This window comes from Mesorhizobium sp. ES1-3 (genome assembly GCF_020164795.1).
In the GTDB taxonomy this organism is placed as follows: Bacteria; Pseudomonadota; Alphaproteobacteria; order Rhizobiales; family Rhizobiaceae; genus Mesorhizobium.
In genome coordinates, this window is the sequence record NZ_JAIUGW010000005.1 from 77,507 (window position 1) to 98,890 (window position 21,384).

The window sequence follows — 21,384 nt, forward strand, 5'->3', positions numbered from 1 at the left end:
ACTCCAATAGAGAGGGGGCGCTATCATGGCCCAGTCATTACCCAGTATCGTTTCCGGCGAAGGCGGCCTCAGCCGCTATCTCGAAGAAATCCGCCGCTTTCCCATGCTTCAGCCGCAGGAAGAGTACATGCTCGCCAAGCGTTATGCCGAGCATGAAGACACCACGGCCGCGCACAAGCTCGTCACCAGCCATCTGAGGCTCGTCGCCAAGATCGCCATGGGCTATCGCGGCTATGGCCTGCCGATCGGCGAAGTGATCTCGGAAGGCAATGTCGGCCTCATGCAGGCCGTCAAGAAATTCGAACCCGAGCGCGGTTTCCGCCTCGCCACCTACGCCATGTGGTGGATCAAGGCCTCGATCCAGGAATACATCCTGCGCTCGTGGAGCCTAGTCAAGATGGGCACGACCGCCAACCAGAAGCGTCTGTTCTTCAATCTCCGCAAGGTGAAGGGCAAGATCCAGGCGCTGGACGATGGCGACCTCAAGCCCGACCAGATCGCCGAGATCGCCACGCGGCTGAACGTTTCCGAGGCCGAAGTGGTGTCGATGAACCGCCGCCTGTCCGGCGACGCGTCACTCAACGCGCCGATCCGGGCGACGGAAGGCGAGTCCGGCGAATGGCAGGACTGGCTGGTCGACGACCACGAAAGCCAGGAAGAAATGCTGATCGAGCAGGACGAGCTGGAAAACCGGCGCGGCATGCTGTCGGGCGCGCTGGCCGTGCTCAACGATCGCGAGCGGCGCATCTTCGAGGCGCGTCGCCTCGCCGAGGAGCCGCTGACGCTTGAGGAACTGTCGGCCGAGTTCGACATCAGCCGCGAGCGCGTTCGCCAGATCGAGGTGCGCGCCTTCGAAAAGGTGCAGGATGCCGTCAAGGCCGCCGCCAAGCGCCAGATGCAGGCGCTGCGCACCATCGAGGCACAGCCAGCGGCGTAAAGCCGGGATCGACTACGAAACAAACGGCGGCGCCAGGAAACTGGCGCCGCCTTTTTGTACGCCGCAGCCGGAGCCACGGTTGCCTCAAAGCCCATCCAGCGGAAACTTGAGGTACCGCCGGCCATTGGCTTCCGGTTCCGGCAGCCGCCCGCCGTTCATGTTGACCTGCAGCGCATGCAGGATCAGCCGCGGCATCGGCAATGTGCGGTCGCGCGCCTCGCGCAGCGCGACGAACTCAGCCTCTGTGCGCGCGGCGACAAGATGGATGTTGGTGGATTTCTGTGCCGCGACCGTGCTTTCCCACAGGGGTTCGCGGCCACCGGCCTGATAATCATGGCCGACGAAGACGCGCGTCTCGTCCGGCATCGCCAGGATATCCTGGATCGAGCGCCAGAGCCGCGCGGCGCTGCCGCCGGGAAAATCCGTCCTCGCCGTGCCGCTGTCGGGCATGAACATCGTGTCATGCACGAAGGCCGCATCCCCCACCACATAGGTGATCGACGCCAGCGTATGTCCGGGTGAGAACAGCACCTTGATCGGAAGGGTTCCGATCCGGAACGTCTCGCCCTCCGCGAACAGCCTGTCCCACTGCGTTCCGTCGGCGGGAAAATCCGGCCAGTTGTAGATGACCTTCCACAGCGCCTGGACGTCGACGATCCTGTCGCCGATCGCCATCGGCGCTCCGGTCTTCTGTTTCAGGTAATGCGCCGCCGAGATATGGTCGGCGTGCGGATGGGTATCGAGGATCCATTCGAGCTCCAGCCCATTTTCCCCGACGAAATCGAGCAGGGCATCCGCGCTCCTCGTACCAGTTGCGCCGGATTTCTCGTCGAAATCAAGGATCGGATCGATGATGGCGCATCGCTTCGTCGCGGGGTCCGCGACGACATACTGGATGGCCCCGGTCGGCTTGTCATAGAAGCCGCTGACCAAAGGCCTGGCCAAAGCTACATCCACATCCGGCTCCCTTACCCCAAGGCCGGCAGGAACGATTTTCTCTACCGGAACCCATTGGGAGCATCGTTGTCCGCTCCTGCGGGCCAGTCAAGCATGACTTGGCTCGCAGGAGCGGAAAAGCCAAAAACTGTTCCGACACGCTGGCTTCAGGCGGAAGGCTGCTTGGTCTTCCTGAGATAGGGCAGGATGGTCTCGTAGGCGCCGAAGCGCTTGATTGCATCCTCGTTGGAAACGGCGGCCGTGATGATGACGTCCTCGCCCTGCTTCCAGTTCGCCGGCGTCGCCACCTGGTGCTTGGCGGTGAGCTGCATGGAATCGACCGCGCGCAGGATCTCGTCGAAGTTGCGCCCCGTCGTCATCGGGTAGGTCAGCACCAGCTTGATCTTCTTGTCCGGTCCGATGACGTAGACCGAGCGCACGGTAGCATTGTCGGCGGGCGTGCGGCCTTCCGAGGTTTCGCCGGCGCCGCCTGGCAGCATGTCATAGAGCTTGGCGACCTTGAGGTCCTTGTCGCCGATCAGCGGATAATGCACCGAATGGCCGGTCGCCGTCTTGATGTCGTCCTGCCATTTACCGTGGCTTTCGACCGGGTCGACCGAAATGCCGATGATCTTGACGTTGCGCTTCTTGAACTCGCCCTCGAGCCCCGCCATCGTGCCAAGCTCGGTCGTGCAGACCGGCGTGAAATTCTTCGGATGGCTGAACAGGATCGCCCAACCGTCGCCGATCCAGTCATGGAACTTGATGGTCCCTTGCGTGGTCTCGGCGGTGAAGTCCGGCGCGATGTCGTTGATACGAAGACTCATGACCTATCCCTACCCTTGTGAAATATAGCCGGCATTCTTTTGCCGGCCGGCGCCGGCACCTAATCGTACCACCGCAGCGTGACTGATTAAACGCCGGAGATGACGGCTATCGCCCGACGGGCAAAATTTTTCCGCGCCTGCGGGGCGAAAAATAGAGCGTGACATCGGGCATGAGACAGACGTCAGGGATCGGGGAGGCGCGCCTCAGGCCTTGTTGATCGCCAGCGACGTCGCCAGATCTTCCATGCGCTGCGCCAGGGCCCCGAGAGCGTTGGTCAGCACGCTGTCGCTCTTGTCGGCCTTGGTCAGCGCCTCGTCGCGCGTCTTGCGCAAGGTCAGCACCTCGCTCTCCATGCCCTTGACGCGCTTCTGCAGCTCGGAGAGCTCGTCCATCACCATGATGCCGGCCATGACGGTCAGCCGCTGGTCGCCGATCTCGCCAAAAGAATCCTTCAGATGCGAGACATAACGGTCGAAGCGTTCGGCGAGGTCGATCAGATGCTCTTCCTGGCCCTCGTCGCAGGCCATGCGGTACTGCTTGCCGTCGATTGAAACCGTGACCTGTGCCATCGGGCCAGCTCCTATCTGTCCAACACGGCGCGGATGGTTTCCATCGCGGTCACCAGCCGTCGCGATACTTCCTTGTTGGCGTCTTCCAGCCGTTCGGCGCGCGCTTCGGAATTGTCGAGCTCCTGCGCCAGCCGGGAGCGATCGGCATTCATCCGCTGCACTTCGGCCTCGGCTTCCGAATAGTCCCGCTCATGCTCGAGCTTGGCCGCGACGGCGTTTTCCAGCCCTTCTATGGCCTTACCCAGCCTGGCGATTACTTCCTTGAGCGTGGTTTCCCCGGTCATGGCCTTCGTCCTGCCCTGCCCATCACCGAATCGTTCGCGTTCAGAACGCGTTATCCAGGAAACATTAGGCACCGGGTGAAGGCAACGTCAACAAAGCTCTCGCGACTGTCCCCCGCTAACGCTAAAGTAGGCCTGCCTGCGGCATCACAAGACCGGCAAATCTGCACCCGATTTGTTGACTAAAAGCCCGCGCCTGCTATGTGTCGCGCACCCTTTTCAAGGGCTCTCCCAAGCCCCCAAACCCCCACCCTGGAGGTACCATGACGTCGCGTGAACAACATGACCGGATGGCCAATGCGATCCGTTTTCTCTCCATGGACGCCGTCGAGAAGGCGAATTCCGGCCATCCCGGCCTGCCCATGGGCTGCGCCGACATCGCCACGGTGCTGTTCACCCGCTTCCTGAAATATGACCCCAAGGCCCCGCACTGGGCCGACCGCGACCGCTTCATCCTGTCGGCCGGCCATGGCTCGATGCTGCTCTATTCGTTGCTGCATCTGACCGGTTACGAAGACATGACCATCGACCAGATCAAGCACTTCCGCCAGCTGGGCTCGAAAACGGCGGGCCATCCCGAATACGGTCATGCCACCGGCATCGAAACCACGACAGGCCCGCTCGGACAGGGCCTCGCCAATTCGGTCGGCTTCGCGCTCGGCGAGCGCATCATGAACGCCGCCTTCGGCAACGACCTCGTCGACCACTACACCTACGTGCTGGCCGGCGACGGCTGCCTGATGGAAGGTGTTTCCCAGGAAGCCATCGCGCTTGCCGGTCACCTCAAGCTCAACAAGCTGATCGTCTTCTGGGACAACAACAACATCTCGATCGACGGCCCGGTCTCGCTCGCCGACAACACCGACCAGGTCGCGCGCTTCCAGGCCTCCGGCTGGAACGCCAGCCATATCGACGGCACCGATCCCGAAGCGATCGCCTATGCCATCGAGGCCGCCCGCCATTCCGACAAGCCGACGATGATCGCCTGCAAGACGACCATCGGCTTCGGCGCGCCGACCAAGGCCGGCACCAACAAGGCGCACGGCTCGCCGCTCGGTGCCGACGAGATCGCCGGCGCGCGCAAGTTCTTCAACTGGGATTCTCCGCCCTTCGAAATCCCGGCCGACATCCTCGATGCCTGGCGCACCGCCGGCAAGGCCGGCGTCAAGGCGCGCACCGACTGGGAAGGCCGCCTCGCCAAGGCCGATCCGAAGCTGAAGGCCGAGTTCGAGCGCCGCACCGCGGGCAAACTGCCGGCGAACTTCGACGCCGTCATCGTCGACTACAAGAAGAAGCTTACGGCCGACAAGCCGAAGGTCGCCACTCGCAAGTCCTCCGAGATGGCGTTGGAAGTCATCAACGGCGCGGTACCAGAAACCATCGGCGGCTCTGCCGATCTGACCGGCTCCAACAACACCAAGACCAGCCAGACCAAGAACATCACGCCGGACGACTACGGCCAGCGCTATGTCCACTACGGCATTCGCGAGCATGGCATGGCGGCGGCCATCAATGGTTTGACGCTGCATGGCGGCCTCATCGCCTATGGCGGCACCTTCCTGTGCTTCTCCGACTATGCCCGTCCGTCGATGCGGCTTGCCTCGCTGATGGGCATCCGCTCGATCTTCGTCATGACCCATGATTCCATTGGTCTGGGCGAAGACGGCCCGACCCACCAGCCGGTCGAGCACATGGCGGCCCTTCGCGCCATTCCCAATCACAATGTGTTCCGTCCGGCCGACGCGGTCGAAACCGCTGAATGCTGGCAGATCGCGCTCGAATCCGAAAAGACGCCGTCGACGCTGGCGCTGACCCGTCAGAACCTGCCGACCGTGCGCACCGAGTTCACCGAAAACAACCTGAGCAGCCTGGGCGCCTATGAACTCGCCGCCGCCAGCGGTGAAGCCGCGGTGACGATCTTCGCTACCGGCTCCGAGGTCGAGATCGCACTCGGCGCCCGCGACCTTCTGGAAAAGCATGGCCACCCGACCCGTGTCGTCTCGGTGCCTTGCTTCGAACTGTTCGACAAGCAGAGCGGCGCCTATCGCAAGAAGACGATCGGTTCGGCACCGATCAAGATGGCGATCGAGGCCGGCATCCGCCAGGGCTGGGATCATCTCATCGGATCCGATGGCATCTTCATCGGCATGACCAGCTTCGGTGCCTCGGGCACCATCGAGCAGCTCTATCCGCATTTCGGTATCACCGCCGATGCGGCTGCCAAGGCAGCGGAAGCCCGCCTGCACGGCAAATGAGGCCCGGGCATGTCGCCCAAAAGTGTATCGCGGTTTTGGGATAACGACATGCACGAAACAAAATCCCCGGCGAGATCGCGTGAAAAGCGGTTTCGCTGGACTGGCCTAACCTAATCGATTTAAATCCAGCCCGCTGCGGCTGGATTCTTCGCCCGTCCGCCGCTATGAAGCTGCGGACCAATCGTCTGCCTTCCAGCTCCCAGGGAGAGAACAATGACCGTCAGAGTTGCCATCAACGGATTTGGCCGCATCGGCCGCAACATCCTGCGTGCCATCCATGAGTCCGGCCGCAGGGACATCGATGTCGTCGCCGTCAACGATCTCGGCCCGGTCGAGACCAATGCCCACCTGCTGCGCTTTGACAGCGTGCACGGCCGTTTCCCCCATGAAGTGTCGGTCGACGGCGACCAGATCACCGTCGGCAGGGAGAAGTTCAAGGTCACGGCGATCAAGGACCCGACGCAATTGCCGTGGAAGGAACTCGGCGTCGACATCGCGCTCGAATGCACCGGCATCTTCACCGCCCGCGACAAGGCCGCCGCCCACCTGACCGCCGGCGCCAAGCGCGTGCTGGTCTCGGCGCCTGCCGACGGAGCTGATCTGACCGTCGTCTACGGCATCAACCACGACAAGCTGACCAAGGACCACATCGTCATCTCGAATGCGTCCTGCACCACCAACTGCCTGGCGCCGCTCGCGGCCGTCCTGCACGAGACGGTCGGCATCGAAAAGGGCATGATGACGACGATCCATTCCTACACTGGCGACCAGCCGACGCTGGACACCATGCACAAGGATCTCTACCGCGCCCGCGCCGCCGCCCTGTCGCAGATCCCGACCTCGACGGGTGCCGCCAAGGCCATCGGCCTCGTCCTGCCCGACCTCAAGGGCAAGCTCGACGGCATCTCGATCCGCGTGCCGACGCCGAATGTCTCGGTCGTCGACTTCAAGTTCATCGCCAAGCGTTCGACCACGGTGCAGGAAATCAACGAGGCGGTGATCGCCGCGTCCAACGGCAAGCTGAAGGGCATCCTCGGCGTCACCCATCACCCGAACGTGTCGATCGACTTCAACCACGATCCGCGCTCCTCGATCATGGCGCTCGACCAGACCAAGGTGATGGACGGCAACTTCGTTTCGGTGTTGTCGTGGTACGACAATGAATGGGGCTTCTCCAACCGCATGGGCGACACCGCCGTCGCTTTCGGCAAGACCATCGCCTGATCGAAGATCCGTCTCCTCGACACTCGAAACGCCCGGCTTCGTCCGGGCGTTTTTCGTTTACCGGAGCAGCAGCGCGAAAATCAGCGGCGCTGGGCAAAAAACCACCCTCCCGCCTTGCACTGGTCACGCCTTCGCCCCACTCTGCCGTAAAGCCAGGAGGCAGAGGAATTCGAGGGGCAAATCACGGATGGAGCATGCGATCTATCTCGTCACGCTGGTTGGCACAGCGCTTGTCGTCGCCGCCGCGTTTTCGAGCCTGATCGCCTTCCGCTTCGGCGCCCCACTCCTGCTCCTGTTTCTGTGCATCGGGCTCGCCACCGGAACCGACGGCCTCGGCATCCAGTTCGACAATGCCCGTATCGCCTATTTTGCCGGCTCACTGGCGCTCGCCGTCATCCTGTTCGATTCCGGTTTCGGCACGCCGCTCAACGCCTTGCGGCAGGCGGCAGGACCAGCCCTGTCGCTGGCGACCTTCGGCGTGCTTCTCACCACCGGCCTGTTCGGCGCCGCCGCCTACTACCTGCTCGACCTCAGCTGGCTGGAATCCTTCCTGCTCGGCGCCGCCGTCGCCTCGACCGACGCGGCCGCGGTATTCTTCCTGCTGCGCGCCGGCGAGATCAATCTGCGCGAGCGCGTGCGCTCCACGCTCGAGGTGGAATCGGGCACAAATGACCCGATCGCCATCTTCCTGACCATCACGCTGGTCGAGGTCATCGCCGCCCATGCCAATCCCGAAGCCAATGTCCTGGTCACCAATCTGATCCTCGGCTTCCTCGTCAACATGGGCCTCGGCGCCATCGTCGGCGTGCTTGGCGGCCTCGCCATCGTGCGCCTGGTCGATCGGCTCAACCTCGACCATGGCCTGCTGCCGATCTTCGTGCTGACCCTGTCGCTGATGGTCTTCGCCGCCGCCGGCGCGATTGGCGGGTCGGGCTTCCTGGCCGTCTATATCGCCGGGCTCATCGCAGGCAATTCCGACATCCGCGCCGTCACCATCCTGAAGCGTTTCCAGGATGGCATGTCGTGGCTGGCGCAGATCATCATGTTCCTCATCCTCGGCCTGTTCGCGACGCCCTCGCAATTTCCGGCGATCATGGTGCCTGCGATAGCCCTTGGCCTGTTCCTGATGTTCATTGCCAGACCTGTCGCCGTGTGGCTTTGCCTGGTCCCGTTCCGCCTGCCGCGTCCCGAAGTCGCTTTCGTCTCCTGGGTCGGGCTGCGCGGTGCCGTATCCATCCTGCTCGCCATCACACCGCTGCTCGGCGGGCTGGAGAACGGCCGCACCATCTTCAACGCCGCCTTCATCATCGTTCTGGTGTCGCTGGTCATCCAGGGCTGGACCGTCGGTCCGCTGGCGCGTCGCCTGGGCCTGATCGTGCCGGCGCGGCTCGGACCTCTGGACAAGGTCGAACTGGAGCTGCCCGGCTCCGCGCATCACGAACTCCTTGCCTATCGTGTGGCGCCAGGCAGCCCGGTGGCGCGCGGCGAGCGCATCCCGCGCTGGGCGCGGCCCTCGCTGGTGCTGCGTGACGGCCGCTCGATGCGTTTCCAGGACATGGGCCGGCTCGCTGCCGGCGATCAGGTCTACATCTTCGTGCCCGACCGCTATCCGCGCCTGCTCGACAAGCTGTTCGCCAGCCGCGCCGTGGTCGATCCGGAGGATGCCGATTTTTTCGGCGCCTTCGCCGTCGACCCCGAACGCTCCGCCGCCGAACTGGAAGTCGCCTATGCGCCCGGTCTCACCGAGGCCGAGCAGAAGCAAACAGTCGGCGCGCTGGTCACGGCGCGGCTCGGCGGCCATGCCGAATATGCCGACCGGGTTCTGCTTGGCCCGATCGAGCTGATCGTCAGGGATGTCGACGACAAGGGCAGGATCACAGGTCTCGGCCTCTCTTTCGAGCCGACCGCACCGGTGGCGCGCGTGCCTGTCTTCCTGAGCGCCGGCGAGATCGGCGACCGTCTCGGTGCCTTTATCCGCAAGTGGCGCAAGCCGGCCGGGGCGCAGGTAACGGCACAGGCGGATGACGCCCCTGAGCCTCCGGTCGAGAAGGCATCGGCCGAAAGCTGACGCGGGCGATCGTTGCACCACCCCAGATATACTCCGGGCGTCTTCACGGACTATGCCCTCGCCCGTTTCAAAATTTCGCGTCCGACCCCGCCAAAGCCTTGCATCGCCGCCGATGCGGGGTATGGTCCCGGCGATTTTCAGACGAAAGGAACCGGCATGGCTGCCTTCAAGACACTGGACGATATCGGCAACATCAGCGGCAAGCGCGTGCTGGTGCGCGTCGATCTCAACGTTCCCGTCGCAGACGGCAAGGTCACCGATGCCACCCGCATCGAGCGCATCGCTCCGACCATCGCCGAATTGTCCGGGAAGGGCGCCAAGGTCATCCTGCTCGCCCATTTCGGCCGTCCCAAGGAAGGTCCTTCGCCGGAATTCTCGCTGGAGCCGATTGCCAGGGCAACCGCTGAGGTGCTCGGCCGCCCCGTCGGCTTCGCCAGCGATTGCGTCGGCGACACGGCAGGCAGCGCTGTCGCCGCCATGGACAAGGGCGACGTGCTGCTCCTGGAAAATACCCGCTTCTACAAGGCCGAGGAGAAGAACGACCCGGCCTTTGCCGAACGGCTTGCCGCCAATGGCGACATCTTCGTCAACGATGCCTTTTCCGCCGCCCACCGCGCCCATGCCTCGACCGAAGGGCTGGCGCACCTGTTGCCCTCCTTTGCCGGTCGCACCATGCAGGCCGAACTCGAGGCACTGGAGAAGGGCCTGGGCAATCCGGTCCGTCCGGTCGTCGCCATCGTCGGCGGCGCCAAGGTCTCGACCAAGATCGACCTGTTGATGAACCTGGTGAAGAAAGTCGACGCGCTGGTCATCGGCGGTGGCATGGCCAACACCTTCCTCGCCGCGCGCGGCACCGATGTCGGGAAGTCGCTGTGCGAGCATGACCTGGCCCCGACCGCCAAGCAGATCATGATCGAAGCCGCCGAGGCCGGCTGCGCCATCATCCTGCCGGTCGACGGCGTCGTCGCCAAGGAATTCAAGGCGGGTGCGGCCTGCGAGACCGTCGCCATCTCTGACGTGCCAGCCGATGGCATGATCCTCGATGTCGGCGCCAGAACCGTGACGACGATTGGCGAGTGGATCGATCGTGCGGCGACGCTGGTCTGGAACGGTCCGCTCGGCGCCTTCGAGATCGAGCCGTTCGATCACGCCACGGTGGCTGCGGCCAAGCATGCGGCCACGCGTACAAAGGCCGGCAAGCTGGTTTCGGTCGCCGGCGGCGGCGACACGGTGGCGGCGCTCAACCATGCCGGTGTGGCCGACGACTTCACCTATGTCTCGACCGCCGGCGGCGCCTTCCTGGAGTGGATGGAAGGCAAGCCCTTGCCCGGCGTCGACGTGCTCAAGCGCTGAGGCGGTCGGCGCTCGCCGACAATCCGATCAACTCGAGGGGAGCCGGCGGCAGCGCCGGCGACTTTCAATCGATTCGAGCTTTCCGGCATCATTCCTTTGGCGGTAGAGTTCCGTTAAACGCGAACGATACCGTCAAGGAGAGCAACCATGAGCGAACGTCTCGAAGACATTGCCGCCGCGATCGTGGCCAACGGCAAGGGCCTTTTGGCCGCCGATGAAAGCTCCGGCACCATCAAGAAGCGCTTCGATGTCATCGGCGTCGAATCGACCGCCGACAGCCGCCGCGACTACCGCGAGATGATGTTCCGCACCAAGGACGCGATGACCCGGTACATTTCCGGCGTCATCCTTTACGACGAGACCATCCGCCAGAAGGCCGCCGACGGGACGCCGCTGGTCGACATCATCAAGGCATCAGGCGCCATTCCCGGCATCAAGGTCGATGCCGGTGCCAAGCCGCTGGCCGGCTTTCCCGGCGACACCATCACCGAAGGCCTCGACGGCCTGCGCGAGCGCCTTGCCGACTATTACAAGCTCGGCGCCCGCTTCGCCAAATGGCGCGCGGTGATCGACATCGACACGACCAGGAGCGTGCCCTCGGCCACCTCGATCGGCGCGAACACCCATGCGCTTGCCCGTTATGCCGCCCTTTGCCAGGAAGCCGGCATCGTGCCGATCGTCGAGCCTGAAGTGCTGATGGACGGCGCCCACGACATCGACACCTGCTACGAGGTTTCCAAGGCGACGCTGACGAGGCTCTACGACGAACTCTATGCCGCCCGTGTCCTGCTCGAAGGCACGATCCTGAAACCCAACATGGTGCTCTCGGGAAAGAAATCGGGCACGGTGGACAGCCCCGAGCAAGTAGCCGAAAAAACCATAAAACTGTTCCGCGAGACGGTGCCGGCGGCGGTGCCGGGCATCGCCTTCCTCTCCGGCGGCCAGGAGGACGAGGAGGCGACCGCCAACCTCAATGCCATCAACGCCATCGGCCCGCATCCGTGGAAGCTGACCTTCTCCTATGGCCGCGCGCTGCAGGCCGCGCCGCAGAAGGCCTGGAGCGGCAAGGCCTCGAATGTCGCTGCTGGCCAGGCCGCCTTCACCCATCGCGCCCACATGAACCATCTGGCGGCGCTGGGTAAATGGAAGGCGAGCCTGGAACAGGCTGCCTGAAGATCCCCTGCTATTCCTTTCCTTCAAACCCGGGCCGACATGCCCGGGTTTTTTGTTTTGGCGCACCGGCCTTGGGGCAAGGCGTTCGCATTCTTATTTGCTCTGGGCATTCCTGGCAGCGGCGATGTCGGCTTGCGCCCATCCCGTACGTCCTTGGGGTGCAGACAGGGAGAAGTTCATGCACCGCAACAAGGTCGTTTCGCGCGAAGACTGGTTCGAGGCTCATAAGGCACATCTGGCCCGCGAGAAGGAACTGACACGGTTACGCGAGCGCGTTGCGGCCGAGCGGCGCGAACTGCCCTGGTTGAAAATCCGCAAGGACTATGTCTTCGAAACCGAACAGGGGCCGAAGAAACTTTCCGACCTGTTCGGCGCCAACAGCCAGCTGATCGTCTACCACTTCATGTTTGGACCGGGATGTACGCATCATTGCGAGGGCTGCTCGTTCCTTGCCGACCATATAGACGGAGCCAATCAGCATCTGAGGCATCACGATGTCTCGGTGGTCGTGGTTTCACGCGCGCCGCTGGCGGAACTGCTGCCCTACAAGCAGCGCATGGGCTGGAAGTTCGACTGGGTGTCGTCCTATGCGTCGGATTTCAACTTCGACATGCAGGTTTCCTTCACCGACAGGCAGATCGCGGCTGGCGACACCACCTATAATTTCGAAACCCGTCCCCGGACATCGAAGGAGCTCCCCGGCATCAGCGTTTTCTACAGGGACGAGAACGGCGACACCTTCCTGACATTCGTTTCGCGTGCCCGCGGCGGCGAACAACTGATCGGCGCCTACCACTATCTGGACCTGACGCCGAAGGGCCGCGATGAGACCGGCCTCTATCGCAACCTGATGGATTGGGTGCGGCTGCACGACGAATATGCAGGCGAGCCGCAAGCGGAGCGCGATCGCCACGACGGCTAGAGTCCACCGAAGTGCGGAGCGGTTTTGCGTTCGAAATAGCGTAAAGCAAAGGGGTAGAGCGTTCGAGGCGATTCTGTTTTCGCCGGAAATGCTCGTTCACCTCGCCCGTGACATGCATTAGATGCTGGTCGCAAACCAGCTCAATGGACCAGCGATGCGACGCTTTCCGACCATTCTCACCTGGCTCGCCTTCCCTGTCTATGTCTGGCAGGGGCTGGGCGTGCGCCGCCGCACCTCGCGCATGCTGCCGGCGCGAGGCCCGGTCATGCACGATCTCGCCGGCAACCCGCCGGTGATCTCGCTGCTGGTGCTGGGCGATTCCTCAGCCGCGTCGGTCGGCATCGGCAATTCCGAAAACGGACTTGCCGCGCAGCTCGCCGTCCTGATTGCACAGCGCACCGGCAGCGCTGTGCGCTGGCGTGCAGCCGGCTTCAATTCGGCGACATCGGGCCAGATTCGCGACCATGTCCTGCCCAATCTGTCGGCCGATCCGTGGACGCACATCGTGCTCGCCATCGGCACCAACGATACCAAGAACTTCCATTCAGTACCGCGTTTCAAGAAGGAGTTCGGCGGCCTGCTCTATGCGCTGCGCGCCAAATGGCCGGAGGCGCGCGTGGTATGGTCACCGGTGCTGGAGTTCACGCGTGCGCCGGCCATGCCGTCGCTGCTCGGCAAGATCCTCGAGATCCGCGCCACCGCGATGAACCGGATGGGCGAACGCCTCTGCCTGGAACGCGGCGCGGTGCCGGCGCCGCGCCTGCCGATCACCAATCCCGAGGCCGGTTTTGCCTCCGACGGGTTCCATGCCTCGGAGGCCGGCTACCGGGCCTGGGCGGAACATCTCGTCGGCCCTGTGCTCGCGGACTGAAAGCCGACGACAGGTGTCGCGAGGGCCTATGTCAAATGCCCGAGCACGGCCGCCAGCGAGATTGCCGCCATGGCGAGCAATGCCAATTTCCAGAAATCGGCGCGGCGCTTGAGCCCGGGCCAACCGACCGGCTTGATGATTTGGATCACCATGAACCCGACAATGACAAGGGCGAGGAGTTTGGTCATGCCGCCTTTGACCAGCAACGCTGTCACCTGTCAAAGCGGTTCGTTCCGTCTCCGGGAAAGAAAGGGCGCCGCGATCCCGGACCGGAACGCGGCGCCCGCCTTGACCGCTCAGCGATCTACTTCAGCGGTTTGAGGCCAGCCTCGATCGAAGCGCGTTTTGCCTCCAGGAACGGCGGCAGGGCCAGGCTTTCGCCGAGCGTTTCCAGCGGCTCGTCGGCGGTGAACCCCGGCCCGTCGGTGGCGATCTCGAACAGGATGCCGTTCGGCTCGCGAAAATAGAGCGAGCGGAAGTAATAGCGCTCGACCTCGCCGCTCGACGGCAGCCGGAATTCGGCCAGGCGCGCCGTCCATTGATGCAGCGTCTCCTGGTTCGGCGCCCTGAAGGCGACGTGGTGAACCGCACCGGCGCCTTGCCTAGCCGGCGCAAGCCCGGGCTGCACGGCGACATGAAGCTCCGCTGCCGGCCCGCCCGCGCCCATTTCGAAGACGTGGACCTGGCCCTCACCGTCCGGCGAAGCATAGTCGCGGACCTTACGCATGTTCATCACGCTGGTCAGCACCGCCTCGGTGTTGGTGATGTCGGGAACACTGATGACGATTGGCCCGAGCCCGCGGATCTGATGCTCCGCCGGCACCGGGCTCTGCGCCCAGGGATGGCTGCCGCCCTTGCCGCCATCGCTGACGAGCCGCAGACGCTGGCCCTCGGGATCTTCAAAATCCAGGCTGGGATAGCCGCCGATATCGGTAATCTCTCCTGTCACGATGCCTTCGCTGGCAAGGTGCTGCTGCCACCAGGCAAGGCTCTCCCGGCTGCCGACCCTGAGGCTGGTCCGCGCGATGCTGTGCGTGCCGCGCCGTTCGCGGCCGATCGGCCAGTCGAAGAAGGTGAGGTCGGTACCCGGCGTTGCCTCGCCGTCGGCATAAAAGAGGTGGTAGGCCGATGTGTCGTCCTGGTTCACCGTCTTCTTGACCAGCCGCAGCCCCAGCACCCTCGTGTAGAAGTGAAGATTGCCGGGCGCATTGGCGGTGATGGCGGTCAGATGGTGAATTCCCGTCAGTTGCAGGCTCATGGTCGTCTCCCTGTTTTTGGGGAAGAATTTTCTCCCTTCATATCAGAACTCCCGTCACGCCGCTGAAGGCCGCCTATCCCGACAGTCCGTCACCAATCGATGGACAATACTGCCCCGATTGGTCTCCTCATGGTGAACAATCCGCGCTCGCCTGACCCGTCACGGCAAGAACGGAACTGTCGTCGCACGACCTGCCATCCTCCTGACAGACTGCTGTCAGGAGGGGTGTGCGATACTGTTTGCAGTCAGAGAGAGGAGATTGGTCATGAACGGCTTTACCATTCTACACGGCATGCAGCACTATGTCGGCAAGATCCGCACGATGCGCAACGAGATCCGGACCCAGCGGTTCATGGACGCGCTGCCCGCCGACATCCGCAAGGATATCGGCTGGCCTGACATGTATGCCGAGCGTCGCCATCACGGCAATTGAGACGAAATTTTCAGCGCAGCAGTTGGATGCTGACCTGTCAGCACCCAGATACCAGTTCTGGCGCGCAAGGGATGGAGCGAGCTCATGCCCGATCAGAAGACAATCGGCTTTCTTTTCATCGAGGGTTTTGCCGATTGGGAGTACGGGCTGCTGGCAGCCTCGGCGGTCGAATGGTTCGGCGCTCGCGCCGTGTCGATTACGCCGGAAGGCAAGCCGGTGACCGGAATCAGCGGTTTTCGGCTGACGCCAGACCGGTCGGCCAGCGACGATGAGAATACCGATCTCGATGCCGTGGCCGTCATCGGTTCCGACCAGTGGGCGGCCAAGGCGCCGCCGGATGCTTCCGAACTGCTGACGGCCGTCGCCAGGCGCGGCGGTGTCGTTGGCGGCATCTGTGCGGGAACGCTTGCGCTGGCCCGCGCCGGCATGTTCGAGAACGCCAGGCACACCAGCAACGGCCGTGACTGGATCAACCGTCACGAGGCCGGCTATGGCGGCGACCTGAACTATCAGGATGTACCGCATGCCGTGGCTGACGGCAAAATCGTGTCCGCGCCGGGTTCGGCACCGGGCACCTTTGCCCTTGCCTTCCTGCGGACGCTCTATCCCGAGAAAGGCAGCGAACTCGCGCAGATGCGGACGCTGTTCGCCAAGGAGTATGCTGAAGCCTCCTGACAGTATGCTGTCAGGAGGTGCGTGCGATGGTGGGATGATGCGCCTGGCCGGCCGAGAGGACGATCGATGAAGAGTTGGAACGACAGGCTGAACACACCAGGCATCAACGGCGTGAAACCAACGCCGCGCACGGTGGGGGGCGTCGTCGAAGGCCAGCCGATGCTGGTGCCGACCGCGCGTCAGGTCGACGATTTCATCCGCTCGATTCCCGAAGGCGTCGAGATGGATGTCCGCGCGTTGCGCACGGCCCTTGCCATCGAGCACGGTGCCGAAGTGACATGCCCGGTCACCATAGGTTATCATCTGCGCACGGTCGCCGAAGCCGCCAATGAGGACCTTGAGCGCGGCATGACTCTCCGCGACATCGCACCCTTCTGGCGCGTGCTCGATGCGACGACGCCGACAACGAGTAAACTGTCCTTCGGCGCGGATTTCGTCACCGCGCAGCGCAAGCGCGAAGGGCTGAAACCGTAATGCATGCCATGTGGAAGTGGATCCGGTCCGGGAGCCACGGCATGCACAGGAAAGACACTGGGGAAGCAAACGATGCGCCGCGCCGACAGGCTCTTTCAGATCGTGCAGCATCTGCGTGGTGGCCGTCTGGTCACCGCCCAGAAGCTCGGCACATGGCTCGAGGTTTCCGAGCGAACCATCTATCGCGACATAGCCGACCTGCAGTCGACGGGCGTGCCGATCGACGGCGAGGCCGGCGTTGGCTACATGATGAGGGAGGGCTTCGACCTTCCACCGCTGATGTTCACGCGTGACGAGATCGTGGCGCTGGTTGCCGGCGCGCGCATGGTGCGCGCCTTTGGCGGCGCCGCGATGGCGCGGGCTGCCGACGAGGCGCTGATCAAGATCGGTGCCGTGCTGCCCGATGCAGAAAAGGACCGCATTGCCCGCACCGAGATCCATACGCCGATGTGGGTGGTCAGCGATGCCGCCCGCGAGGCGATCGACCTGATCGAGCGCGCGGTCGAAAAGCGCCAGGTGCTGACCATCGACTACTCGGACGAAGCCGGCCGGGGCACCGCGCGCGATATCAGGCCGCTCGGCCTGTGGTTCTGGGGCAAGGTGTGGACGCTGGTCGCCTGGTGCGAGATGCGCGATGATTTCCGTGCCTTCCGCATCGACCGCATCGCCTCCGTGGTCATCGCCGGGCGCATCTTCAAGCCCGAACGCGGCAAGCAGCTTGCCGATTTCTACCGGGCGGTGGAGCGCAGCGAGGATTACGGCATGGCGCCGGACCGCGCGGCGCGAAGCTGACGGTTCCTTCCTTCTCCCCCTGTGGGGTCGGAAGGACGGGCGAGACCAGCGGCTCGCCCCAGGGCGGTGGATCGGCGCGCGGCGTCGAGACGGTTGAGGGGTGCGCGACGGAGTGCGTCGGTGCCAAGCTGGAACACCCCTCATCCGACCGAGCTTCGCTCGGCCACCTTCTCCCACAAGGGGAGAAGGAAGAGGCGCTGCCTACTCCTCGTCGTCCGTGTCGGTATCCTTCGACTTCAGCGCCGACAGCTTGGCGAACACGGCATTGGCGTCGAGTTCCGCATCCTCGTCCTTCGGCTTCTCCGGCGCTGGTACCAACCGCTCGGTCAATGCCGCCGGCAGCAGCGTGTCGCCGACCGGCTGCGCCTGTTCGCGGCCCCGCGAGGCGCGGTTGACTTCCATGTCGAGGTCGATCTGCGAGGCGAGGCCTAGCGTCACCGGGTCCATCGGCTGCAGATTGGCCGAATTCCAGTGCTTGCGTTCGCGGATCTGCTCGATCGTCGACTTGGTGGTGCCGACGAGGCGCGAAATCTGCGCGTCCTTGAGTTCGGGATGATTGCGCACCAGCCACAGGATGGCGTTCGGCCGGTCCTGGCGCTTCGACAGCGGCGTGTAGCGCGGACCCTTGCGCTTGGATTCCGGCACCCGCACCTTGGGGTCGGAAAGCTTCAGGCGCTGGTTCGGGTCTTTCTCAGCGCGCGCGATCTCGTCGCGGGTCAGCTGACCGGTCATGATCGGGTCCATGCCCTTGATGCCTTGCGCCGATTCGCCGTCGGCGATCGCCTTGACCTCGAGCGGATGCAGCCCGCAGAACTGCGCGATCTGCTCGAAGGAAAGCGCGGTGTTGTCGACCAGCCAGACGGCGGTCGCCTTGGGCATCAGCAGCGTATTGGCCATTTTTAAAAATCCTTCTCGTTCGCCCGCGTTCCCGCGCGGGCGGTGGTTTAGAGCCACCAAAATGGGAAATTCGGGGCCTGTATAACCGTTCCCTGCCTGTTTCGCAATGTTTTTGGAGAAGCCCACCGGAAACCGCGAACCGGCAGTTACCGGAACGGTTCCGTGCCCTTGAGCAACGCGACAAGCTAGCTCTGTTGGCGTGTTCCGGTCTTGGCGAATATCCGTTCGAGATAGGTTCGTCCGGTCTTCACGGTGATGTTGGCGCTTGCCGCCGCCTCCATCCAGGGTTCGCCCTTGTGCCCGATAGGGACGGCACGATTGCCTCTGCCACTATTTTTTCTGCCCCCAAAAGACAAAACCCGCCGGACAGGGTCCAGCGGGTTCGGAACCGGCGACGACAGGCGTCCGCGGCGGCTCTGCATTGCGACCCTGCCTTGCGGCGGGTCGCGCTTGCAATCAGGTCGCCTGACGGGCGATCCGTTCGATGTCGCCGCGGTTGATGCCGAGGTCGCTGAGCTGGCGTGCGTTGAGGCGGTTCAGTTCGCGAACGGTCTCGTTGTACATGCGCCAGTTACGGAAAGCGCGGATCGGGTTCATGGTAGTCCTCCTGAATTGGGTTCGTTTCGATGATGCTCAAATAGTGATCATCGATGAGGACTTGAATGGCTGATTTTGCATAGCAATGATGCAAATGCTGCATTGCACCATTAAGCTTCTGTTCACCTTGTAGGCAGCGACCCCATTCAGGGGATGTTGGCCTAGCCGACGTCGAGCACGATCTTGCCGATGTGCTCACCCTCCTCCATCCGCTCATGCGCCCTCCAGGCATCGGTGAGCGGGTAGATCATGTCCATGACCGGAGCGACCTTGCGCGTGCCCAGCAGAGGCCACACCTGCGCCTCGAGCGCCGCCGCGATCGCTGCCTTGAATTCGACGGTACGCGGCCTCAGCGTCGAACCCGTATGGGTCAGCCGCTTGACCATGATCTTGGAAAAGTCGGCGGTCGCCACAGCACCTGCCTGCACGGCAATCTGCACGATGCGGCCCTCGATGGCGGCGGCCTCGTAGTTTCGCTGGACATAATCGCCGCCGACCATGTCGAGGATGACGTCGGCGCCCCGGCCTTCGGTAGCCTCCTTGACCGCGGCGACGAAATCCTGCTCGCGGTAGTTGATCGCGTGGTCGGCGCCGAGCTTCAGGCAGGCGTCGCATTTCTCCTTGGATCCGGCGGTGGTGATGACATAGGCGCCGAAGGCCGAGCCGAGCTGGATCGCCGTGGTACCGATGCCGGACGAGCCGCCATGGACGAGCAGCGTCTCACCCTTCTTCAGTCCGCCGCGCTCGAAGACATTGTGCCAGACGGTGAAATAGTTCTCCGGCACCGCCGCCGCCTCCGTATGGGTGAAGCCCGCCGGCAGCGGCAGCACACTGCCTGCATGAACCCTAACATATTCGGCATAGGCGCCGCCGGGCGTGAGCGCGCAGACCCGGTCGCCGATGCGCCAGCGCGATATGTCGTCGCCAAGCGCCGCCACTTCACCCGACGCTTCGAGACCCGGCAGGTCCGATGCGCCGGGCGGCGGCGGATAGGCGCCCTTGCGCTGCTGGACGTCCGGCCGGTTGACGCCGGCGGCATGGACCTTGATCAGGATTTCGCCGGGGCCGGGCAGCGGCACGTCGCGCGTTTCCGGCTTCAGCACCCGGGGGCCGCCCGGCTCCGAGATCGCGATCGCCGTCATCCGTGCCGGAATTTTCTGTCCGCTCGCCATGAAGTTTCCCGTCTTTCCTCGCCGCACTCTTACCGGCTGTTTGCATCGACGCCCCTGCCCTATGTATGCTCATTGGCAAATCAGGCAAATGGCCAATCTGGTCTGGCGGAGGAGGAGCAACGATGGCGATCTTCGACGACGAACCCAAGAAGAAGGCGCGCCCGCACGAGATCGGGCAGGACCTGTCGTTGCTTTCCGTCGGTGAACTGTCCGAGCGCATCGGCATCCTGCGCGACGAGATCGCCCGGCTGGAAGCCGAACTCAAGACCAAGGACAACACCAAGTCGGCCGCCGAGGCTTTGTTCCGCTGCGGATAATTCGCTGCGGTAACCGTCCGCCGCCGAAAAGCCCGAATGCGACTGTCTTCGAACCTGCGTCCCTCCCAGTCCTCAGCCGGATCAAAAAATGCTCGCAGCCTACAGACCGATCCTTTCCCTGCTTCGCGGCACCGCCTTCCTTCTGGCGGCATCGGGACTGCACGGGCTGCTGTTGCCCCTGCGCGGCCAGGTGGAAGGGTTCTCGACCGCTTCGCTCGGCCTGATGGGCACGGCCTGGGCCGGCGGCTTCGTCACCGGCTGTTTCTTTGCGCCGCGCATCGTGCGCCGAGCCGGACATGTGCGCGCGTTCGGTGCCTTTGCAGCGTCGGGTGCCATCGTGGCGCTGCTCACCGGCCTGATCATCGACGAATATGTCTGGATCCTGCTGCGCGCCTTTACCGGTTTCACCATGGCCGGTGCCTTCATGGTCATCGAAAGCTGGCTGAACGAGAAAGCCACCAACGAGAACCGCGGCACCGTCTTCGGCCTCTACATGATGGTGACCTACGCCTCGATCATGGGCGGCCAGATGATCGTCGCCGGCGGCGACGTCAAATCGGCATCGCTGTTCATGATCACCGGCATCCTGTTCTGCCTCTCGCTGATCCCGACCGCTGTGTCGACGGCGTCCCACCCCAAGCCGCTGCAGGACGTCAAGCTCGACGTCAAGGGCCTCTATGCCAACTCACCCGTGTCGGCGATCGCCTGCGTGCTGATCGGCATCGCCAACGGCGCCTGGGGCACGCTAGGCGCGGTCTACGGTGCCCGCATCGGCATCCCGACTGCCGAGATCGCCTTGATGATGAGCCTTGTGGTCGTTGCCGGTGCCGCCATGCAGCTTCCGGCCGGGCGCCTCTCCGACAAGACCGACCGGCGTTTCGTGCTGGCCGGCGCCGCATTCGGCGCCGCGCTATTCGCACTCATGATCTTCCTGTTCGAACCGCGCTCTGGCATCTTCGTCATCATCTTCACCGCCGCTTATGGCGCTTTCGCCTACACGCTCTATTCGATCGCCGTGGCGCATGCCAACGACCACGCGCGGTCGGAGGATTTCGTCAAGGTATCGGGTGGACTGCTGTTGCTTTACGGCTTCGGCACCATGATCGGCCCGTTGCTGGCGGCGGCGCTGATGGGCTGGATGCGCCCGGAGGGCTTGTTCCTGGCGACCGCCTTCGCGCACCTGTCGCTGGCTGGTTACACGCTGCTGCGCATCAGCCGTCGCGCGCCGGTGCCGATCGAAGACCGCGATGCCTTCAAGACGCAGCCGGCCGACCGCTCGGTGACCCCGGAAGCATTGCGGCTCGATCCGAGAAGAAAAGCAGAAGCAAACAGTTGAGATTTGAAAAACTTTG

At 63.7% G+C, this 21,384-nt stretch carries 23 protein-coding genes; 14 read left to right on the plus strand and 9 right to left on the minus strand.

Annotated features, from left to right (window positions below; genetic code table 11):
* Positions 1-25 precede the first annotated feature (25 nt).
* A complete protein-coding gene (gene rpoH, locus LB536_RS09610) occupies positions 26-937 on the plus strand; it encodes an RNA polymerase sigma factor RpoH (RefSeq protein WP_015315375.1) in 912 nt (303 codons plus the stop codon).
* 84 nt (positions 938-1,021) lie between these two features.
* Here the strand turns inward: rpoH and LB536_RS09615 are convergent, their stop codons facing one another.
* The 4 genes from LB536_RS09615 to LB536_RS09630 form a co-directional block, all read right to left on the minus strand.
* A complete protein-coding gene (locus LB536_RS09615; RefSeq protein ID WP_224591391.1) occupies positions 1,022-1,882 on the minus strand; it encodes an MBL fold metallo-hydrolase in 861 nt (286 codons plus the stop codon).
* A 158-nt stretch (positions 1,883-2,040) separates the two neighbouring features.
* Positions 2,041-2,700: a peroxiredoxin gene (locus LB536_RS09620; RefSeq protein ID WP_140509714.1), complete on the minus strand. Its 660-nt coding sequence runs from the start codon at positions 2,698-2,700 to the stop codon at positions 2,041-2,043.
* A 204-nt stretch (positions 2,701-2,904) separates the two neighbouring features.
* Complete coding sequence (locus tag LB536_RS09625) at positions 2,905-3,270, minus strand: cell division protein ZapA (RefSeq protein WP_140754571.1); 366 nt, start codon at positions 3,268-3,270, stop codon at positions 2,905-2,907.
* 11 nt (positions 3,271-3,281) lie between these two features.
* Entirely contained in the window at positions 3,282-3,554 is a 273-nt protein-coding gene (locus LB536_RS09630) for a DUF4164 domain-containing protein (protein ID WP_006200774.1), read from the minus strand.
* Between the two features lie 260 nt (positions 3,555-3,814).
* On the opposite strand from LB536_RS09630, the gene tkt reads away from it, so the two are divergent.
* The 7 genes from tkt to LB536_RS09665 all read left to right on the plus strand — a co-directional run bounded on the left by tkt (position 3,815) and on the right by LB536_RS09665 (position 13,417).
* Entirely contained in the window at positions 3,815-5,806 is a 1,992-nt protein-coding gene (tkt, locus tag LB536_RS09635) for a transketolase (RefSeq protein ID WP_224591393.1), read from the plus strand.
* A gap of 213 nt (positions 5,807-6,019) precedes the next feature.
* Positions 6,020-7,030, plus strand: a complete 1,011-nt coding sequence (gap, locus tag LB536_RS09640) for a type I glyceraldehyde-3-phosphate dehydrogenase (protein ID WP_140809673.1) — start codon at positions 6,020-6,022, stop codon at positions 7,028-7,030.
* A gap of 187 nt (positions 7,031-7,217) precedes the next feature.
* The gene (locus LB536_RS09645; RefSeq protein ID WP_140754577.1) at positions 7,218-9,098 is read left to right on the plus strand and encodes a potassium/proton antiporter; all 1,881 of its coding nucleotides are present in this window, start codon (positions 7,218-7,220) and stop codon (positions 9,096-9,098) included.
* Between the two features lie 156 nt (positions 9,099-9,254).
* Positions 9,255-10,451 carry a phosphoglycerate kinase gene (locus tag LB536_RS09650; RefSeq protein ID WP_224591394.1) on the plus strand — a complete coding sequence of 399 codons (1,197 nt, stop codon included), beginning with the start codon at positions 9,255-9,257 and terminating at the stop codon, positions 10,449-10,451.
* A gap of 147 nt (positions 10,452-10,598) precedes the next feature.
* Positions 10,599-11,624, plus strand: coding sequence for a class I fructose-bisphosphate aldolase (locus LB536_RS09655; protein ID WP_224591396.1), 1,026 nt, complete (start codon positions 10,599-10,601; stop codon positions 11,622-11,624).
* A 178-nt stretch (positions 11,625-11,802) separates the two neighbouring features.
* On the plus strand, positions 11,803-12,546 hold the full coding sequence (locus LB536_RS09660) for a DUF899 domain-containing protein (RefSeq protein WP_140809679.1): 744 nt from the start codon (positions 11,803-11,805) through the stop codon (positions 12,544-12,546).
* Positions 12,547-12,700: 154 nt separating this feature from the next.
* A complete protein-coding gene (locus LB536_RS09665) occupies positions 12,701-13,417 on the plus strand; it encodes an SGNH/GDSL hydrolase family protein (RefSeq protein ID WP_224591398.1) in 717 nt (238 codons plus the stop codon).
* Positions 13,418-13,443: 26 nt separating this feature from the next.
* Here the strand turns inward: LB536_RS09665 and LB536_RS09670 are convergent, their stop codons facing one another.
* Together LB536_RS09670 and LB536_RS09675 are read right to left on the minus strand one after the other, a co-directional pair.
* Positions 13,444-13,605, minus strand: coding sequence for a hypothetical protein (locus LB536_RS09670; RefSeq protein WP_140754587.1), 162 nt, complete (start codon positions 13,603-13,605; stop codon positions 13,444-13,446).
* Positions 13,606-13,721: 116 nt separating this feature from the next.
* Positions 13,722-14,675, minus strand: a complete 954-nt coding sequence (locus tag LB536_RS09675) for a ring-cleaving dioxygenase (RefSeq protein WP_224591399.1) — start codon at positions 14,673-14,675, stop codon at positions 13,722-13,724.
* Between the two features lie 265 nt (positions 14,676-14,940).
* Here LB536_RS09675 and LB536_RS09680 point away from each other — a divergent pair, with 265 nt between their 5' ends.
* The 4 genes from LB536_RS09680 (at position 14,941) to LB536_RS09695 (ending at position 17,049) form a co-directional block, all read left to right on the plus strand.
* Positions 14,941-15,108 carry a hypothetical protein gene (locus LB536_RS09680; RefSeq protein ID WP_224591401.1) on the plus strand — a complete coding sequence of 56 codons (168 nt, stop codon included), beginning with the start codon at positions 14,941-14,943 and terminating at the stop codon, positions 15,106-15,108.
* Positions 15,109-15,192: 84 nt separating this feature from the next.
* Positions 15,193-15,783, plus strand: a complete 591-nt coding sequence (locus tag LB536_RS09685) for a DJ-1/PfpI family protein (RefSeq protein WP_224591402.1) — start codon at positions 15,193-15,195, stop codon at positions 15,781-15,783.
* Positions 15,784-15,849: 66 nt separating this feature from the next.
* On the plus strand, positions 15,850-16,257 hold the full coding sequence (locus tag LB536_RS09690) for a hypothetical protein (RefSeq protein ID WP_224591404.1): 408 nt from the start codon (positions 15,850-15,852) through the stop codon (positions 16,255-16,257).
* Positions 16,258-16,329: 72 nt separating this feature from the next.
* Positions 16,330-17,049 carry a helix-turn-helix transcriptional regulator gene (locus LB536_RS09695; RefSeq protein WP_224591406.1) on the plus strand — a complete coding sequence of 240 codons (720 nt, stop codon included), beginning with the start codon at positions 16,330-16,332 and terminating at the stop codon, positions 17,047-17,049.
* Positions 17,050-17,250: 201 nt separating this feature from the next.
* Here the strand turns inward: LB536_RS09695 and LB536_RS09700 are convergent, their stop codons facing one another.
* The 3 genes from LB536_RS09700 to LB536_RS09710 all read right to left on the minus strand — a co-directional run bounded on the left by LB536_RS09700 (position 17,251) and on the right by LB536_RS09710 (position 19,715).
* Positions 17,251-17,946 carry a DUF1013 domain-containing protein gene (locus tag LB536_RS09700; protein ID WP_015315358.1) on the minus strand — a complete coding sequence of 232 codons (696 nt, stop codon included), beginning with the start codon at positions 17,944-17,946 and terminating at the stop codon, positions 17,251-17,253.
* 456 nt (positions 17,947-18,402) lie between these two features.
* The gene (locus LB536_RS09705; RefSeq protein ID WP_140754595.1) at positions 18,403-18,543 is read right to left on the minus strand and encodes a DUF1127 domain-containing protein; all 141 of its coding nucleotides are present in this window, start codon (positions 18,541-18,543) and stop codon (positions 18,403-18,405) included.
* A gap of 161 nt (positions 18,544-18,704) precedes the next feature.
* The gene (locus tag LB536_RS09710) at positions 18,705-19,715 is read right to left on the minus strand and encodes an NAD(P)H-quinone oxidoreductase (protein ID WP_224591408.1); all 1,011 of its coding nucleotides are present in this window, start codon (positions 19,713-19,715) and stop codon (positions 18,705-18,707) included.
* Positions 19,716-19,837: 122 nt separating this feature from the next.
* On the opposite strand from LB536_RS09710, the gene LB536_RS09715 reads away from it, so the two are divergent.
* Together LB536_RS09715 and LB536_RS09720 are read left to right on the plus strand one after the other, a co-directional pair.
* On the plus strand, positions 19,838-20,032 hold the full coding sequence (locus tag LB536_RS09715) for a DUF1192 domain-containing protein (RefSeq protein ID WP_224591410.1): 195 nt from the start codon (positions 19,838-19,840) through the stop codon (positions 20,030-20,032).
* Between the two features lie 88 nt (positions 20,033-20,120).
* Complete coding sequence (locus LB536_RS09720; RefSeq protein ID WP_140754601.1) at positions 20,121-21,368, plus strand: MFS transporter; 1,248 nt, start codon at positions 20,121-20,123, stop codon at positions 21,366-21,368.
* Positions 21,369-21,384: the final 16 nt, after the last annotated feature.

Coding starts and splice junctions, on each gene's coding strand:
- rpoH (WP_015315375.1), top strand. CDS start 26: ATGGCCCAGTCATTACCCAGTATCGTTTCCGGCGAAGGCGGCCTCAGC.
- LB536_RS09620 (WP_140509714.1), bottom strand. CDS start 2,700: ATGAGTCTTCGTATCAACGACATCGCGCCGGACTTCACCGCCGAGACC.
- LB536_RS09625 (WP_140754571.1), bottom strand. CDS start 3,270: ATGGCACAGGTCACGGTTTCAATCGACGGCAAGCAGTACCGCATGGCC.
- LB536_RS09630 (WP_006200774.1), bottom strand. CDS start 3,554: ATGACCGGGGAAACCACGCTCAAGGAAGTAATCGCCAGGCTGGGTAAG.
- tkt (WP_224591393.1), top strand. CDS start 3,815: ATGACGTCGCGTGAACAACATGACCGGATGGCCAATGCGATCCGTTTT.
- gap (WP_140809673.1), top strand. CDS start 6,020: ATGACCGTCAGAGTTGCCATCAACGGATTTGGCCGCATCGGCCGCAAC.
- LB536_RS09645 (WP_140754577.1), top strand. CDS start 7,218: ATGGAGCATGCGATCTATCTCGTCACGCTGGTTGGCACAGCGCTTGTC.
- LB536_RS09650 (WP_224591394.1), top strand. CDS start 9,255: ATGGCTGCCTTCAAGACACTGGACGATATCGGCAACATCAGCGGCAAG.
- LB536_RS09655 (WP_224591396.1), top strand. CDS start 10,599: ATGAGCGAACGTCTCGAAGACATTGCCGCCGCGATCGTGGCCAACGGC.
- LB536_RS09660 (WP_140809679.1), top strand. CDS start 11,803: ATGCACCGCAACAAGGTCGTTTCGCGCGAAGACTGGTTCGAGGCTCAT.
- LB536_RS09665 (WP_224591398.1), top strand. CDS start 12,701: ATGCGACGCTTTCCGACCATTCTCACCTGGCTCGCCTTCCCTGTCTAT.
- LB536_RS09670 (WP_140754587.1), bottom strand. CDS start 13,605: ATGACCAAACTCCTCGCCCTTGTCATTGTCGGGTTCATGGTGATCCAA.
- LB536_RS09675 (WP_224591399.1), bottom strand. CDS start 14,675: ATGAGCCTGCAACTGACGGGAATTCACCATCTGACCGCCATCACCGCC.
- LB536_RS09680 (WP_224591401.1), top strand. CDS start 14,941: ATGAACGGCTTTACCATTCTACACGGCATGCAGCACTATGTCGGCAAG.
- LB536_RS09685 (WP_224591402.1), top strand. CDS start 15,193: ATGCCCGATCAGAAGACAATCGGCTTTCTTTTCATCGAGGGTTTTGCC.
- LB536_RS09690 (WP_224591404.1), top strand. CDS start 15,850: ATGAAGAGTTGGAACGACAGGCTGAACACACCAGGCATCAACGGCGTG.
- LB536_RS09695 (WP_224591406.1), top strand. CDS start 16,330: ATGCGCCGCGCCGACAGGCTCTTTCAGATCGTGCAGCATCTGCGTGGT.
- LB536_RS09700 (WP_015315358.1), bottom strand. CDS start 17,946: ATGGCCAATACGCTGCTGATGCCCAAGGCGACCGCCGTCTGGCTGGTC.
- LB536_RS09705 (WP_140754595.1), bottom strand. CDS start 18,543: ATGAACCCGATCCGCGCTTTCCGTAACTGGCGCATGTACAACGAGACC.
- LB536_RS09710 (WP_224591408.1), bottom strand. CDS start 19,715: ATGGCGAGCGGACAGAAAATTCCGGCACGGATGACGGCGATCGCGATC.
- LB536_RS09715 (WP_224591410.1), top strand. CDS start 19,838: ATGGCGATCTTCGACGACGAACCCAAGAAGAAGGCGCGCCCGCACGAG.
- LB536_RS09720 (WP_140754601.1), top strand. CDS start 20,121: ATGCTCGCAGCCTACAGACCGATCCTTTCCCTGCTTCGCGGCACCGCC.